Source organism: Neisseria sp. P0001.S005, from assembly GCF_051963715.1.
In genome coordinates this window covers 1-16,537 of sequence record NZ_JBQCTZ010000027.1, presented here as the reverse complement: position 1 = coordinate 16,537, position 16,537 = coordinate 1, and the positions used below count along the sequence as shown (strand labels likewise).

19 protein-coding genes are annotated in these 16,537 nt (G+C 46.2%); all 19 read right to left on the bottom strand.

The window, feature by feature from the left end:
- Positions 1-37 precede the first annotated feature (37 nt).
- Positions 38-598 carry a L,D-transpeptidase family protein gene (locus tag ACTHSP_RS05800; RefSeq protein ID WP_440345794.1) on the bottom strand — a complete coding sequence of 187 codons (561 nt, stop codon included), beginning with the start codon at positions 596-598 and terminating at the stop codon, positions 38-40.
- A 13-nt stretch (positions 599-611) separates the two neighbouring features.
- On the bottom strand, positions 612-1,949 hold the full coding sequence (gene murD, locus ACTHSP_RS05795; protein ID WP_440345793.1) for a UDP-N-acetylmuramoyl-L-alanine--D-glutamate ligase: 1,338 nt from the start codon (positions 1,947-1,949) through the stop codon (positions 612-614).
- 45 nt (positions 1,950-1,994) lie between these two features.
- Positions 1,995-3,026 (bottom strand): SEL1-like repeat protein, encoded by a 1,032-nt coding sequence (locus ACTHSP_RS05790; RefSeq protein ID WP_440345792.1) that lies wholly within the window; start codon positions 3,024-3,026, stop codon positions 1,995-1,997.
- Between the two features lie 61 nt (positions 3,027-3,087).
- A complete protein-coding gene (locus tag ACTHSP_RS05785; RefSeq protein WP_440345791.1) occupies positions 3,088-3,612 on the bottom strand; it encodes a hypothetical protein in 525 nt (174 codons plus the stop codon).
- A gap of 24 nt (positions 3,613-3,636) precedes the next feature.
- On the bottom strand, positions 3,637-4,647 hold the full coding sequence (locus ACTHSP_RS05780; RefSeq protein WP_440345790.1) for a hypothetical protein: 1,011 nt from the start codon (positions 4,645-4,647) through the stop codon (positions 3,637-3,639).
- A gap of 19 nt (positions 4,648-4,666) precedes the next feature.
- Positions 4,667-5,278, bottom strand: a complete 612-nt coding sequence (locus ACTHSP_RS05775; RefSeq protein ID WP_440345789.1) for a hypothetical protein — start codon at positions 5,276-5,278, stop codon at positions 4,667-4,669.
- A 268-nt stretch (positions 5,279-5,546) separates the two neighbouring features.
- Entirely contained in the window at positions 5,547-6,032 is a 486-nt protein-coding gene (locus ACTHSP_RS05770; RefSeq protein WP_440345788.1) for a hypothetical protein, read from the bottom strand.
- A gap of 333 nt (positions 6,033-6,365) precedes the next feature.
- The gene (locus ACTHSP_RS05765) at positions 6,366-6,845 is read right to left on the bottom strand and encodes a group II truncated hemoglobin (RefSeq protein ID WP_440345787.1); all 480 of its coding nucleotides are present in this window, start codon (positions 6,843-6,845) and stop codon (positions 6,366-6,368) included.
- Positions 6,846-6,960: 115 nt separating this feature from the next.
- Complete coding sequence (gene mraY, locus ACTHSP_RS05760; protein ID WP_003685861.1) at positions 6,961-8,043, bottom strand: phospho-N-acetylmuramoyl-pentapeptide-transferase; 1,083 nt, start codon at positions 8,041-8,043, stop codon at positions 6,961-6,963.
- Positions 8,044-8,144: 101 nt separating this feature from the next.
- Positions 8,145-8,294, bottom strand: a complete 150-nt coding sequence (locus ACTHSP_RS05755) for a hypothetical protein (RefSeq protein WP_440345786.1) — start codon at positions 8,292-8,294, stop codon at positions 8,145-8,147.
- Between the two features lie 16 nt (positions 8,295-8,310).
- Positions 8,311-8,712 carry a hypothetical protein gene (locus ACTHSP_RS05750; RefSeq protein WP_440345785.1) on the bottom strand — a complete coding sequence of 134 codons (402 nt, stop codon included), beginning with the start codon at positions 8,710-8,712 and terminating at the stop codon, positions 8,311-8,313.
- A 32-nt stretch (positions 8,713-8,744) separates the two neighbouring features.
- Positions 8,745-10,112 carry a UDP-N-acetylmuramoyl-tripeptide--D-alanyl-D-alanine ligase gene (locus tag ACTHSP_RS05745; protein ID WP_440345784.1) on the bottom strand — a complete coding sequence of 456 codons (1,368 nt, stop codon included), beginning with the start codon at positions 10,110-10,112 and terminating at the stop codon, positions 8,745-8,747.
- Positions 10,113-10,162: 50 nt separating this feature from the next.
- Positions 10,163-10,894, bottom strand: a complete 732-nt coding sequence (locus tag ACTHSP_RS05740; RefSeq protein WP_314513415.1) for a hypothetical protein — start codon at positions 10,892-10,894, stop codon at positions 10,163-10,165.
- 40 nt (positions 10,895-10,934) lie between these two features.
- The gene (locus tag ACTHSP_RS05735) at positions 10,935-11,789 is read right to left on the bottom strand and encodes a peptidase (RefSeq protein WP_440345783.1); all 855 of its coding nucleotides are present in this window, start codon (positions 11,787-11,789) and stop codon (positions 10,935-10,937) included.
- A gap of 24 nt (positions 11,790-11,813) precedes the next feature.
- Complete coding sequence (locus ACTHSP_RS05730; protein WP_314513422.1) at positions 11,814-12,335, bottom strand: M23 family metallopeptidase; 522 nt, start codon at positions 12,333-12,335, stop codon at positions 11,814-11,816.
- A 179-nt stretch (positions 12,336-12,514) separates the two neighbouring features.
- The gene (locus ACTHSP_RS05725) at positions 12,515-13,993 is read right to left on the bottom strand and encodes a UDP-N-acetylmuramoyl-L-alanyl-D-glutamate--2,6-diaminopimelate ligase (RefSeq protein ID WP_314513417.1); all 1,479 of its coding nucleotides are present in this window, start codon (positions 13,991-13,993) and stop codon (positions 12,515-12,517) included.
- Positions 13,994-14,019: 26 nt separating this feature from the next.
- Entirely contained in the window at positions 14,020-15,768 is a 1,749-nt protein-coding gene (locus tag ACTHSP_RS05720; protein WP_314513419.1) for a penicillin-binding protein 2, read from the bottom strand.
- A 78-nt stretch (positions 15,769-15,846) separates the two neighbouring features.
- Entirely contained in the window at positions 15,847-16,110 is a 264-nt protein-coding gene (gene ftsL, locus ACTHSP_RS05715) for a cell division protein FtsL (protein WP_003681879.1), read from the bottom strand.
- A gap of 61 nt (positions 16,111-16,171) precedes the next feature.
- The coding region (gene mraW, locus ACTHSP_RS05710) for a 16S rRNA (cytosine(1402)-N(4))-methyltransferase (RefSeq protein WP_440345782.1) at positions 16,172-16,537 on the bottom strand (366 nt) is incomplete at its 5' end.

Here is a 16,537-nt window from a genome sequence, read left to right as displayed (position 1 = left end):
TTTTCAGACGACCTTTGAGGCAATGTTGGCACGATGTTCACGGCAGAATCTCAATTTCCGCATTGTGTTTCACGCTGCGGTAGAGTTCGTCGACTTCTTCGTCCGTGACCGCGATGCAGCCGTCGGTCCAGTCTTTTTTCAGGTGTTTTTTACCGATAAAACCCCAGCCGTTTTTCATGCCGTGGATTTTAATCAGCCCGCCCGGGCTTTTGCCTTGTGCCACCGCGTAGGCTTTGTCGGCTTCATTGGGATAGGAAACGCCGAGGTTTTTATGGTAGCCGCTATTGGGATTACGCTCATTGATGCGGTATTTTCCTTCGGGCGTTTTGCCGTCGCCTTCAAACTGTTTATGCCCGACCGGCTGCTTGCCCAACGAAATAGGATAAGTTTTCAGTAACCTGCCTTGCGAGTACGCCGACATGGTGCGCTTGCTTTTATGCACGACCAATCTGTCGATAACTGCATCTTCAGGTAACGGCGCTTCACTTGGCATAGTAACGGTTGTCGTAGAACGAATTGGTGCGGCAAACCAAAATACTGAAGTGGCGACAGCTGAAAGCACGACTGCCGCCAAGCCGATTTTCAACCCGACTTTCATCTTTCAGACGGCCTTACAAAGCTTTGAACGCCTCGATAAACACTTCCGAACGGTGCGCATAGCCTTTGAACATATCGAAGCTCGCGCAGGCGGGGCTGAGCAACACAATATCGCCAGTTTCGGCTTGGGCGTATGCCGTCTGAACCGCTTCTTCCAAAGTGGCGCAGTCGGTCATATTCAGACCGCAGCCGTCCAAATCGCGGCGGATTTGCGGCGCATCGACACCAATCAAGAACACACCTTTTGCCTTGCCGGCAAGCGCGTCGCGCAGGGGTGTAAAGTCCTGCCCTTTGCCCATACCGCCCAAAATCACGAAGAGCGGATTTTGCAAACCGGCAATCGCGGCAGCGGTCGCGCCGACGTTCGTGCCTTTGCTGTCGTCGATGAACACCACGCCGTTTTTCTCGCCAATTTTTTCCACGCGGTGCGGCAGGCCTTGGAAGGTCTTAACGTGTTCGAGCAATTCATTTCGCGGCAAACCGATAGCCTCACATAAAGCCACGGCAGCCATAACGTTGGCGGCGTTGTGCAAACCTTGCAGCGGGATGTCTTGCGTGGCAATCAAATCTTCATTGCCTTGTTTCAGACGGCCTGTCTCGCGTTCCAACCAAAAATCGGCTTCGTGTTCCAACGAAAACCATTTCACCTCGCGCCCGGCGCGTTTCATCGCGCGGCAGAACACGTCGTCTGAACTCAAAACCTGCACGCCATCGCCACGGAAAATCTTATCCTTGGTATGCGCATAGTCGAGCAGGTCGTCGTAGCGGTCGAGATGGTCTTCAGAAATGTTCAGCACCGTCGCCGCAGTCGGGCGTAGGCTTTCAGTGTTTTCCAATTGGAAGCTGGAAAGCTCCAACACCCACACGTCCGCCTTTTTGCCTTCGCGCTGCAATTCCGCCTCCAAAACCGGCGTACCGATATTGCCCGCGATAACGGTATCTAGCCCGCACTTGATGCAGAGATAGCCGACCAAGCTCGTTACCGTGGTTTTGCCGTTGCTGCCGGTAATCGCAATCACCTTGTCGCCGCGGCGGTTCACAATGTCCGCCAGCAATTCGATGTCGCCCAACACGCGCCCGCCGTTTTGCTTGAACGCCTCGATATCCGGCTGACGCTCGCTGATGCCGGGGCTGAGCGCCAGAATATCGAAACCATTGTCCAGCGCATCTTTCAGACGGCCCGTGTAAAACACCAGCCCGTCAAACATCTTACCGATTTGCAACACGCGCTCAGCTTTCAGCTCCGCATCATACGCGGCAACCTCCGCACCGTTTTTGCGCAGATAGGCAATCATGGAAATACCCGTACCGCCAAGTCCGGCGACGAGGATTTTTTTATTTTGAAAAGTCATCTTGGTTTTATCCTAAACTTTTTCAGACAGCCTTTGAATAAGGATTCAATATCCTGCCTGATTAAATACACGATAAACATCACAACCTTGTTGTAGTCCGTTATTACAAGCCTTACCAAACCACTCGTTGGCAATCTTATAGTTCTGACGAACACCTTCTCCTTTGGCATACATCACACCCAAATTGTATTGAGCTTCTGCAAACCCTTGTTCTGCCGCCTTGCGATACCACTGCTCTGCCTGTGTATCGTCTTGACGGACTCCTTGCCCGTTGGCATACATCACACCCAAATTAAATTGGGCTTGAGCAATCCCTTGTTCTGCCGCCTTGCCAAACCACTGCACTGCCTGTGTATAGTCCTGACGAACTCCTCGCCCATTGTCGTACATCACACCCAAATTATATTGGGCTTGGGCATACCCTTGTTCTGCGGCCTTGCGATACCACTGCTCTGCCTGTACAGGGTCTTGACGGACTCCTTGCCCTTTGGCATACATCGCACCCAAATTATTTTGAGCTACAGGATACCCTTGTTCTGCTGCCTTGAAATACCATCGTGCCGCCTCTGCATAATCTTGACGAACTCCTTGCCCTTCGTAATACATCTTACCCAAACTAAATTGGGCTTCTGCAATCCCTTGTTCTGCCGCCTTGCCAAACCACTGCACTGCCTGTGTATGGTCCTGACGAACTCCTCGCCCATTGTCGTACATCACACCCAAATTATATTGGGCTTGGGCATACCCTTGTTCTGCCGCCTTCCGATACCACTGCTCTGCCTGTACAGGGTCTTGACGGACTCCTTGCCCTTTGGCATACATCGTACCCAAATTATTTTGAGCTGCAGGATACCCTTGTTCTGCTGCCTTGAAATACCATCGTGCCGCCTCTGCATAATCTTGACGAACTCCTTGCCCTTCGTAATACATCTTACCCAAACTAAATTGGGCTTTAGCATTTCCTTGCTCCGCAACTTGAAGCGTTTCCTTAAAATCCGGCACATTATCAGCCCAAACAACCTGTGCTAAGCCTAAAGACAGCAGGGCTACCATCATTTTTTTTAATAATTTATTCATTCTAAAATCCATTTCTTTCAAATTATTGTTTCTGTTTTATCCTAGTTTTTCAGACGACGTTTTATTTCTTTCTCGGTTTTGCCTGACGATAGCCGTTACCGACATTTTTACCTGTATTGATACAAATGCGCCCTTCACATATGTAGGCATCCGACTCAGCAAATGCTTTGGCAGTTTCAATGGCATGTTCATAACTCTCCAATTCCGCACGCCTATCAGCCAAATCAACAACCGTATATCGCACCACCACAAACAATATAATGACAGCAATAGCTAATACTACGCCTATGCCGATATACCAGCTTTTGATAATTTTATTGAGTTTTACCACTTCACGATTTAATTCATCAACTGCCTTCTTATACCCTTCACTTGCTAAGTCCAACGACTGCTCAGTTTCTTGTTGGATAGTCTTCCCTGCATTGTCAACTATATTACCAACCTGTCGTCTGAACCGGTCAGACTCCTCCGACAAAGCACGCTGTTGCTCATTAATTCGGCCACCAATTTTCTTCCCCTGTTCGATAACGTCCGCCCGCAACATTACCAACACCTTTATAGCCTCATCAAATTTCTTATCGTCCATTTAAACCTTCCCCGATATACGGATTTAAAGCGTTCTGACCATTGCACGGCTTGAATGTACCAACTCCTGTTGCCGCTCCAATTCCTGCTGTTCTTTATATTCAGCCAACAGATTTTCTCCCTGCCTCAGTATACGCTGACCTTCTTCCGACTGCGCCAGATTTTTACCCAACGCATCCAACTGACTGCTGTCCGCAGACAAAACTGCAGCGTATAAATCACTGCCGTTCAAATTGTTCCAGTTGGTATTGTTGTAGTCGAAAGAATGTTTTTGATGATCAGACCGTTTCTGCATTTTCTGCTCATCATGACGATACAGCACCCCATCTTTCTCTAGTCGGTCTATGATACTCTCTCTGATTCCATATGCCCCAAGCCCTACTTTTATACCATTAACCAAACTCCAATTTGTAGATTTGCTCTGTTCAATACGGTAATCTTTTTCCATCAAAGTACGTGTTTTTACATTGCCGGTAAAAGTAATTTCTACAGTCCTGCCGATACCAGCAGGATCAATTTCTCGTTGAAGTTTAGAATTGACTATTTCTGAAGTCCATCCACCTTTAAAATCAAAATTTTCATTTTTGTACGGTCGAATGGCAAAATCCTTAATATATCTACTGCCATCGGGTGCAACCACAAACCGTGCTTTATCGTCCAACATAAAAGCACTGGTATTCCAGATATATGCTCTCTCGATCAAATCATCTTTGCCATCATCATACATAGCAAGTGTCAGAGATACCCACCCTCTGTCCAAGCCGAAATGCTTCATAACTTCAGCCTTACTGTATTCTCCGGGTTTTAATCTGTAAGCAGGTTTCTGATAGTTCTCATTAAAAAATTTATTTACATATTCAAAATCCGACGCTCTTGCAAAACGTCCTGGACCATCCATAAAATCTTGCGCTGACACGGGATATGGCAATGTAGGCTGACGAGAAACTAAACTTTGATGATCTTTATTCTTAGGCGGAATAGTCTGTCCGTATAAATAAAGGCTTGTCATTTCTTCCATTGTTGGTAATTTAGCCATTTTTAATCCTTTCTAACTTTTAAAAATATAGATAACCAGGAATTTCAAAAACTTCCCCACAACGGCTCACTCCATAATAGCTTCTTGTTTTTTCAATTTTTTGATAAACACGCTTTTGTTCTTCATCCATTTTAAAATTTGGCCTTATTTGCCAATAATCCAACTTTACATATCCATAAAATTTCCCAATAAGTTTATAGACATACTTAACCGACCCACTACCGTCATCAATATCACCTGTGTATACATGACAGCAATCATCATTAAATGATTTGAAATTAGCAATATCAAAAATCTCAGGATTTTTAGAAAAATCTTGAGGTTTTATATATCTTTCCAAAGAAATATCTGAATTCTTATTTATCAACAAAATTATTGCATCATTGATCATTTTTTCTTTTGAATATTCGGAAAAATACTTTCTATCCCGAATACAATATCCTTTATTCGTGATATGCGTCATACCTATATATAAAATTAACGGAGTAATAATGGTTAAAATAGCTATGCCACGCTGCACTTTTATAGAAAGAGTGCGGATATATTTATAAATTTTCCATACGATGTACACAATAATAGGAAAAAAGACTATTCCAACTAACCACATCAGCATTATTCCTACAACATCCATATTACCTCCTGTTTTAGCCGTAGGCCGGATTCAGAATCCGACATTTTAAAGATTTGAGTCAAAACTTCCCGCTTAGTCATAATGATTAATCTATTGTTTACTTTTATCCCTGCACTTTGAATTAACGTAAACATGTACCGATTTATTCTCCCTTTCAAATATTCAATTTGCTATTTTACCGACTACAAATTCTTGGACGATATTGGCAACAAAATCTTTCTTATTAAAATCCACACTGCTTGTCATAAATAGCTTCAACCTAAATTAATCATTTCAGGATATTTTGATTTGGACCGACCGTATTAAATAACTCTTTTAATCCTTTTGAATCCAATAAAATCAAAAATCTCTCATCATTTTTAATAATTTTACTGAATAAAAAATCTTCTCCTGCTGCTGCCTCTCGAGTAAGTATTTGGACAGAATGGGTGTTATACTTAATTTCAATCAATATCAAATATACTGAATCAAATTGATCATAGGGATTTAATGTACTTTTAATTCTATTAAAGCCAGAGAAAAAATGAGAAAAGTCTTTTGGATCTAAACGATAATGGACAGATTTTGTACCAAATGAGTCTTTATAACCTAAACCATCCCCTACTCTTTGTTTAATTTGCTCAGCAGTAGAAATTGGCGAAAATGACTCAACAAATCCATAAAGGGCATATACATCGATGGATTTAACACCTTCACTAGGAATCTGTACTATTTCATCTAATTTTTTTGCATTTTCAGCAAAATAAGTATTCATATTATGTAACTTCTGTTTTTTCGAAATGTTCACATCTTTTACCAAAGTTTCTGTTTGGCAAGCTGATAATGTTATACAAACACAAATTCCAAGTAGAAATCTCAACATAACTATCCTTGCTTATATCTTTTCCATAATTTTAAAAATATACGTAACTGGAACTTTAGAAATTTCCTCTCTATTCAATTCAGCATTTTACCTACTAATCTTAGACCACGATAACTACACATTCATTTTCACAGCCTTTGATAAAGAACGACTTTTCCGTTTTAGGACTGATAAGGAAAGAATGGTTATATTTCAGCCTACATCACAATCACTTTTCAGACGACCTCAACCTTCAAAATAACTGTCTACACCATATTGCTTTAAAACGTTTTTCAGTTCGGGAATGCGAATTACGGGATCGACCGCCATCGGCGGCATAGGCGGTTCGATTCCGTCTTCGTTTTGGTTACGGCACCAATCTGCCATGGCAAAAACTTGGATTAAAACAGGTTCGGCAAGTGCTTTGTCGATGCCCAGTTCGCTCATGGCTTGGGCAAAGCAGGCGATCCATTCATTGCGGACTTGTACGTTGACGGCAAAAGGCATATGGCGGGCGCGCAGTTGGGGATGGCCGTATTTTTCGACAAAGAGTTGCGGTCCGCCAAGCCAGCCGCTGAAAAATTCGTAGAGCTTTTCGCGTATCAGGGTCATGTCTTCGCCGTGCATTTGGCGCAAGGCTTGGTATTTCGGCTCAAGTTCCATCAAGTCGTAGAAACGGTCGGTCAGGGTGCGGATGCCGGTTGCGCCGCCAAAAGATTGGTACATGCTTGGGGACTTTCTGTGTGGATTATTGCGAGATTTATTTTGAGACGTAGGATTCAGGCAAGCATGCTTACCTTACATAATGGCCGTCTGAAAGTTTCAGACGGCCTTTGGAGATTTAGCGGATTTTGAGGGTACTTAAACCAATCAATACCAAGACGATGGTAATAATCCAGAAACGGACAACGACTTGGGTTTCTTTCCAGCCTTTTTGTTCGTAATGGTGATGAATCGGCGCCATCAGGAAAATGCGTTTTTTAGTGCGTTTGTACCAACCAACTTGCAACATAACGGAAATGGCTTCAACAACAAACAGGCCGCCCATGATGACGAGGACAAATTCTTGGCGGATGATGACGGCAACGGTACCGAGCGCCGCACCAAGCGCGAGCGCGCCGACGTCGCCCATAAAGACTTGTGCCGGATAGGCGTTAAACCACAAAAAGCCGAGACACGCGCCACACATGGCGGTACAGAAAATCACCACTTCGTTTGCGCCGGCAACGTAAGGTAATTGCAAGTATTGGGCAAATTGGGAGTGTCCGCTGGCATAAGCAAAGATGGCAAGACCGGCTGCAACAAGTACAACGGGAAATGCGGCCAAGCCGTCCAAACCGTCGGTCAGGTTAACGGCATTGGATGTGCCGACGATGGTCAGGTAGGACAATACCAAGAAGCCGACGACACCAAGCGGCAAGGCAACTTGTTTGAAGAAGGGAACAATCAGGATATTGTTGGCGGAATTTGTCGCAAGGTAGAACAATGCCAAACCAGCAATAATGGCAACGCTGGACTGCCACACCATTTTGAATTTGGCAGACACGCCGTTAGGGTCTTTATAAACCACTTTGCGCCAGTCATCGTAAAAACCGAGTGCACCGGTAGCAAGCAAAACTCCTAAGAGAATCCAGATATAAGGATTTGCCCAGTTGCCCCACAAGATTGTGGACACGGTAATGGCGGTCAAAATCAGCGAGCCGCCCATGGTTGGCGTACCGTTTTTGATCAGGTGGGTTTGAGGGCCGTCGGTACGGACGGCTTGGCCGACTTTAAGCGCAGTCAGCTTGCGGATGGTCCACGGACCCAACAATAATGAAAATACCAGCGCAGTCAGCGCGGCCATCACGGCACGGAATGTGGTGTATTGAAAAATATTCAGACCGGTTAACCAGTTACTGAAATGTGCGAGCCATAAAAACATGGGGCTTCCTTTTTTGTTTTTGTTGTTACAGCGGGCTTATTGCCCAATTAAAAATAAATCGGTATGCCGTCTGAAAGGGTTGACTGCCTTGTTGAGTAAGATTATTTCTCTACCACGCAAATCGGATAGTTTCCAGGATTCTTTCCGCCGCCCAAATCCAAGCAGGTATTTTCATAAATAAATGCCTGTACTTTCATTCCGACATAAAACGCAGCAATCAGCAAACCAGCCAATAGAAAAATCTTTTTCATATTTCAGATGGCCTTCTCAAGTTTTATTCTCTTGAGTCTGAAAATAATCTTTGGGATGTAAGCAAAACAGGCTATAACAAATTGCAGCGCGAATAATGACATCCAACAATGGAAACCCAATCCTAGGGGAAACCAAATAACCGACCATATTGTAGACAATATACAGTATACAACCATACAGCCATAACCTACGCGCCCAATCCTTACCTCTCCATAGTCCAACAGCACTAACCAGCATCAATATCACTTGCACAAGCAAATGAAAATTTCCTAACCAAAATTCAAACCAACCCCAACGTCCTCTTGTGCCCTCGTATGCTTCGCTTATTGTCTCAAATCCTACATTTTCGATGTAAAGCCACACTACTGCAGGCCATAAAACTGCTGCTACTATTAGCATTAAAACGATAAACTGCAACAGTATAGGTCGTTTTCTTTTCTGCCCCATTTTCAGACAACCTCTTTATCCGTCAGTGCCTCAACCACTTCTTCCATCTTCATAAAGCGTGAGCCTTTGACCAATACAGTAGCGCGTTCAGGCAAATCGTGGCTCAACACTTGAATCAGCGGATCTTTGTCTGCAAACCACAAACCTTCCGCACCAAATGTTTCTGCCGCTTCAACGCTGTTGTCGCCGACAAAATACGCGGCCTCGATGCCTTTATCCCGTGCATACGCGCCAACTTCGGCGTGCATGGCTACGGCCTCATCCTCACCCAATTCGCCCATGTCGCCCATCACAAAAATACGCGGCGCAGGCATAGCGGCAAGTACATCAATGGCGGCTTTCATGCTGTCGGGGTTGGCATTATAAGTATCGTCAATCAAAGTCGCGCCTTTAATGCCTTGCTTGATATTCAGACGGCCTTTGATATTACTGAAATTTTTCAGGCCGTCTGAAACTTCTGCAAGGCTCAAACCTGCCGCCAAAGCCAGAGCCGCCGCCGCTACGGCATTATGCACATTGTGACGGCCGGGGACTGGCAATACCACGGCAACACGTTCATTACCACGCACCAAATCAAATTCGCAAGACAACGGTTTCAACTCAATATTTTCCGCATGGATATCGCCACTGGCAACGCCGAAAGTCTGAGCGTTCAATTGTGCAGTAGCAGCTTCAAATGTAGCGATGTTGGCATCTTCGCACGGAATCAGTGCAATGCCGTCTGAAAGCAAGCCTTCGTAGATTTCACTTTTGGCTTTGGCAATATCGCCGATGCCATCAAAACCGCAACCGACATGTGCGCGCAAGGCGTTATTGACCAGAGCAACATTCGGACTAGTAATTCGGGTCAGCAAAGATAATTCGCCAAAATGGTTCATACCCATTTCAATGACGGCATAGCGGTGTTTTTCGTTCAGTTTCAACAACGTCAGCGGCAAGCCGATATGGTTGTTGAAATTGCCGGCAGTTGCCAACACAGCTTCATCACCGAATCGATGACGCAATACGCCGGCCAACATCTCTTTCACCGTCGTTTTGCCGGAAGAGCCGGTAATACCAAAGACAAACGGATTCACATTTTCACGCCACGCCTTCGCCAGTTTTTGCAAAGCCGCAAGCGTATCGTCAACCTTCAACGCGCCTTTCAAAGCCGCACAATCTTCGCGCGAAACCACAACTGCCGTTGCTCCTGCTGCCAACACATCTTCAACAAAGTCATGCGCATCAAAGCGCTCACCGGCAAGCGCGAAAAATACGTCGCCTTCCTGAATATCACGGCTGTCGGTTACGATGCGCGAAACGGGTTGATTTTCAGACGGCATCAGAAGGCCGAGAGTTTGGCAGATGAAATTTAGGTCTAGTGGTTTCATGGTTTCTTTCGTTTGTTTTTTTCAAACAGGCATTTTGTTGCAAAGGCATTTTACACTTTGGCAGAAGGCAGCAACTCTTCGACGAGCACCTTTAAAGCGCGCCTTCCTTCTCGATTTCTGGTACTGGGATGAGGTGCTCGGTAACATATTATTTCCTTATTACCTTCAAAAGAAAATTTTTCCAGTTTTCCCTTATTCAAGCCGTTTATGCCTTGATCCGAGCCGGACAAATCAGGAAAGCACTCCCTCCGCGCCGCTACGCCGCCGTCTCCGCTTACGAAAAGAATAATCTGTGGCTTTAAAATTTCAATTTGGGTACGCAGTAATTTACAGGAAAGTGTTTTTATATCTTCGAACCAATCCGAATGCTTAGGATGTTTAGTTTTATAGTCCACCGCAAAAATATTAGCCCACAAGATGCCTTCATTCCCACTTCGCTTGGCAACGTTACGGACGAAATTGAAAAATGTTGCTCCTTTTGTGTTTCTTTTTAAATCCCCAGTCAAATTCCGCCAAATAAAATCTTTGCTTAACGACATCAGTTGCCTTACATTTTCGGCATGATATTCATCAAATTTCTTGCTATCGTACCAACTTCGTGTTTCTCGACCGACAATCAGAATTTTATGTTCTGCGCTTTCATAATGCTCAGGGACAAAGCCCAAATGGATATTGGATAATTTATTGTCTTTATTGCTAATTGCACGCAATAAGTTCTGATGTTCCGGTTTGTTTAAAATCTCTACATACTTATTCAGCAATATTTCTTGTAAATCATTCACTTGACGTATTCCTGTACTATTGAAACCGATTTTCCCACACTCAACTACCGATTTTCCCGTACTGCTGGTAATCGGAAAAACACAATACAATGGTTTTACCGTTTTGGCGGTAGGAGTGACAAAGGCTGTAATTGCCGTCTTTTGCCTCATAACGTATTTCATTTGTTTGTCCGGCAAATACCCTCTGCAAGTATTCACGCTCGCTCAAATGCGGAGCATAAAGATATTGCGTTTTGCTGATCGTTTCTTTATTGCCATTCCGAGTAACGACAAAACCATTATCATCGCCTACTCCCTGAGCATTGGGCGCCTGCTCATCAATCCCACTTAAATGGGAATCGGCTGAGAAAGCCAAATAAACCTGTTTATTACCTATCGTATCCGGCACAATCACCGTAGCGGCTTTAAAGGCAGAATCTTCCTTCGACATCAGCTCAAGGATTAACGCCGCTTTTTTGATGTATGCCAAGTCAAAACGATAATCTGCCAACGCGTTGATTTGCGATGGATTATCCTTGACGATACGCTCTAGCGATTGAGTCAAGATCTGACGTTTTTTCTGAACAGTCAGATAATTTCCGCCAAATAACAAGGTGGCTAAAACGGGAAATACTGCCAACAACAAAAATAAGATTTTCCGGCCACCTTTGCTTTCTTCCTCTTGTCCTCGCTCGGCGATACGGGTCAAATTCAGCATGATGTTCAATATCAAGGCACCCGCCATCACGGCAAAAATCCCCAAAATACTCATCAGGAAAATTTCCGTAATGTATTCGCGGAATACCTTAAGCCCGAAAACATTGGATAAAATCAGAACAAATACCCAATACACCAGCAGCACGACTGCTACCATACCGATGATATTCGTTGCCTTAACCAATTTCTTTGCGTTCATACTCTCAAATCTTGTTCAGACGGCCTATCTATTCTGATTAATCAGCGGATACGGATTCACCGCGCCGTTCGGCAGATACACGCCGTAATGCAGGTGGGCCGGTGTGGTTCTGGCGTTGCCGGTTTTACCGACATAGCCGATGACCTGCCCTTCTTTTACTCGCTCATACAGGCGGATACGGGCAAATTTATTCAGGTGGGCATAGTAATGCCACGCACCCGGCCCTTGAATACCAATAACTTTACCGCCCAATCGGTTGCGCCCAATTTTGGTGACGATGCCGGGCGTGGTACTGCGTATCGGCGTGTTTTTCTTAGCAAAAATATCCACACCTTCATGCCTGCGCCCCTGACTGCGCGCTGCGCCCCAAGTGTCGTCAAAACGTTTGCCTTTAACTGGATTGGGCAGGCTTTGCTCGACCGGAGGCTGTTGCGCCCTCAACTGCTCGATTTCGACAGTAGGACGCGGAAGTTGTTTGGTGGTACAGCCTGCGAATAAAACTACGGCTGCACTGATTAATAAGGTTTTTATCGACATTTTCAGCATCAAATCGGTCTCCTTGTTGTTCAGACGGCCTTGTTAAAAAGTCCGCTGAAACAAACAACTGTGATGGGTTTAATGGCTGACGTGCCGTAATGCGTGTGTCGTATTGCTTTTGTTGTATATGCTTAAATCTTTTCAGACGGCCTTAAGGTTTCGGGCCGTCTGAACATTTGCGATATAGCTTAACCGCGCTCTGCCAATGCTTTTTCTGCGATTTCAAAATCGGAGAAATGGTGTTTCACGCCTTGTACATCCTGATAGTTTTCATGCCCTTTACCGGCAATCAGAATGATGTCGTTCGCAGCGGCTTGCTCAACCGCATAACGGATGGCGACGGCGCGATCAACTTCCACACGCTCAGGATTAGGCACGGCAGGCAAAATATCACTGATAATGTCTTGCGGATTTTCCAAGCGTGGGTTATCGCTGGTAACCACCACTTTATCGGCACCCTGAACGGCTGCCGCGCCCATCAATGGGCGTTTGCCGCGGTCTCGGTTGCCGCCGCAGCCGAAGACACACCATAAGGCCGCGCCCTGAGGTTTGATTTCCTGCAAAGTGGAGAGTGCTTTTTCCAGTGCATCCGGCGTGTGGGCATAATCGACAACGACCAAAGGTTTGCCGCTGTTCATAATGCAATCCATGCGGCCTGAAGCAGGACGGATTTTTGCCAGTACTTCCAAAACGTTATTGAGTGGATAACCGTTGGCACACAGCAAGGCAACGCAGGCGGCGAGGTTTTGCGCGTTGAACCGTCCGAGCAGACGGGTGCGGCATTTTCCTTCGCCCCATGGTGTTTGGAATACGGCTTCCATGCCGTCTGAAGAAGCGGTGAAATCAGTAATGCGGATATCGGTGTGTTCACTGAAACCATAGCCGTAAACGGCTAAATCTGGACAATCTTTTTTCAGACGGCCTACCAGTTCTGCACCGTATTCGTCATCGACATTGATGATGGCGTGTTGCAGACCATGCCAGTAGAACAGGCGCGATTTGATGGCACCGTAGGCTTCCATCGTGCCGTGGTAGTCGAGGTGGTCGCGGGTGAGATTGGTGAAGATTGCGCTGAGGAATGGCACGCCGTTAACACGCGATTGGTCAAGGCCGTGACTGGAGACTTCCATCGCAGCGGCTGTTGCGCCTTGCTGACGGAAGCGGTAGAGCAGGGTTTGGACATCAACGGGAGCTGGTGTGGTATGCGTAGTCTCTTCCAATGCACCCCAAAAACCGTTGCCGACTGTGCCGATAATGGTGGTTTTTTCGCCCAGAAGATCGGCAGCTTGCGCCAGCCATTGTGTGATAGAGGTTTTGCCATTGGTCCCGGTTACGCCCCAAACTTTAAGGCCGTCTGAAACATTGCCGTAAACCTGTGCTGCCAACATACCGGCACGATGTTTCAGATCTTTAATGCCTTGATTGGGAACGTTCCATTCGGGATTCCATGTAAATTTGCCGTCATCATCCCAAAAAACAAAGGTGGCACCGTTGGCGATGGCGGCAGGAATATAGCTGCGGCCGTCTGTATATTCGCCCTGACAGGCAACGAAAATGTCACCCTGTTTAATTTGTCGGCTGTCTGAATGCAACAAACGCCCTGCTGCGTTTTCACACAGCAGAGGCGGAAAGTTGGTTTCAGCCAAGGGGGTTAGCTTGCTGAACATAAACAATATCTCTTTGATTGTTTGGATTATGACGGTACTTTGACAGTAGCAGTATTACTTAAAGGCTTGGTCGGGGAAACGCCCAAGATATTCAAGCTTCCGCTCATGACTTCTTTGAATACGGGACCGGCAACCACGCCGCCGTAATAGCCGTTGGCAGTCGGTTCGTCAATGGTAACGGCCACAATCACGCGTGGATTTTTAGCCGGAGCAAAGCCGATAAACGTACCAACGTGTTTGTTGTCTACATAGCGGCCATTGACCAGTTTACGCGCCGTACCGGTTTTCGCACCTACGTCAAAACCATCCACAGCACCGGCAGTACCGGTACCGCCGGCTTCAGTAACGGAAACCATCAACTCGCGCACTTTTTTCGCAGTAGAGGCTTTGATGACACGCTTGCCTTTAGGCGCAACCGCCTGTTTTTCAAAGCTGACCGGCAACAACTCGCCGTCATGGGTCAAGACAGTATAGGCACGCGCCAATTGCAACAGGCTTAATTGCAGGCCATAACCGAAAGACATGGTTGCCTGTTCGATTTTTTGCCATCTGCGCCAGCTTCTCAACAAACCTGCCGTTTCACCCGGGAAGCCTGAATGCATGCGCACGCCCACACCCAAATCATGATAGAAATCGTACATTTCTTTAGGAGTAAACATGGCAGAAAGTTTACTGGTACCGACGTTGGAAGATTTTTGCATGATGCCGCGTACATCCAAAGTAGGATAAACGTGGGTGTCTTGTACGGTGGCCGGGCCAATTTTGTAAGGCAGGGTATTGAAAGTATCGGTTGCATCCACTTTGCCTGAATCCAATGCTTTGGCAATGGTAAACGGCTTCATAGCAGAACCGGGTTCGATCATATCGGTTACAGCGCGGTTGCGGCGCTGTTCGCTATTGGCTTGGCCGGGCTGATTCGGATCGTAAGCCGGGCTGTTGACCAAAGCCAAAATCTCGCCGGTTTGCGCATCCAATACCACAACGGTACCCGCTTTGGCTTTGTGATAAGCCACAGCCTTGTTCAACTCGTCATAAGCCAGCGTCTGAATACGCTGATCCAAAGACAAAATCATGTCTTGGCCGTTTTTAGGCACGCTGTTGCGTGGAGAGTCGAGGCTGTCTACGATATCGCCTTTGTTGTCACGCAATACAACTTTCGCACCATCTTCACCGCGCAGGCTGTCTTCACGGGAAAGCTCCAAGCCCTCCTGACCTTTGCCGTCGATATTGGTAAAACCGATAACGTGCGCAAACAGATTGCCCATCGGGTAATGGCGTTTCAATTCTTTTTGGAATGCGATGCCTTTAATGCCCAATGCTTTGATTTCTTCTGCTTTCTCGTAGCTGAGTTGACGTTTCAGGTAGATAAAGCCTTTGTCTTTTTTAGACAATTTATTTTTCAAAACTTCAACAGGCACATCGGCAATGGCCGACAATTTTTCCAACTGCTCGTCAGTCGGCATTTCCTCCATACCGGAAGGCATGGCATACAATGATTCGGTAGGCGCACTCAAAGCCAATGTGGCACCATTGCGGTCGGTAATCATACCGCGTGATGCCGGCAGCGGAAGCGTACGCACAAAACGTTGGTCGCCCTGATTTTTCAAAAATTCATGCTGACTGGTTTGCAGATAAACCCCGCGCACCAACAGACCGGTAAATGCCAGCGCAACAGCGCCCAGCACCAAACCGATTCGCCCGTTACTTGTCAGCGGCTTTTTCGTTTTTGTTGTTCCAGACAGCATTTGAGGTTTATATTCGTTCTTAATTAACATGTTGAACTTCTCATGACTTAGCTGCTCAGTGAGCCATCAAATCCCGTAAATCTTGCACCAATGCAAGGCTCTGTATTCTTATTTTTTGCGTTCCAGCATAGCCGTATTATGCGCACCCGGCGGAAGCAGATGTTGCTTTTCGGCCGCCACTTTAATCAGTTTGTGGTTGGCCAATCTTGCCTGCTCCAGCTTCAAGCGCGCGTAATCCTGTTCCAACTGAATTTCCCGCTTTTGCGCCTTATCCAACTCGATAAAGTGCAAGCGCGACTGATTTTGCTTAAACACTACGGCAAAGGCCGAAACCGTCACCAAAACCAGTAATAAAATATTCAACTTACCCATTTCAAACTTTCAGACGGCCTGTCAACAGAAACATCCCTTGCGACAATGCCGAAACGCTTCCCTAGTCAACAACCGAAATTTCGCCACTGCTTCGCTCCGCCACACGCAAAACTGCACTGCGTGCACGCGGATTGGCTTCAGTCTCTGCCGAACCCGGTTTAATTGCTTTGCCCACAGCCTTCAAAGGCGGCTGAGGCAAATCCGCTTCCTTAACCACTGCCCAACGGGGCAAAGGCGCATGTTGCGAATATTTTTTAATAAACTGCTTCACAATTCTGTCTTCCAGCGAATGGAACGCAATGACGGCCAAACGTCCACCCTCTTTCAGACGGCCTGCAACCTGCGGCAAGACTGCCTCTACCTCTTCGAGCTCGCGGTTAATAAAGATGCGAACTGCTTGGAAGGTGCGCGTTGCAGGGTCTTGTCC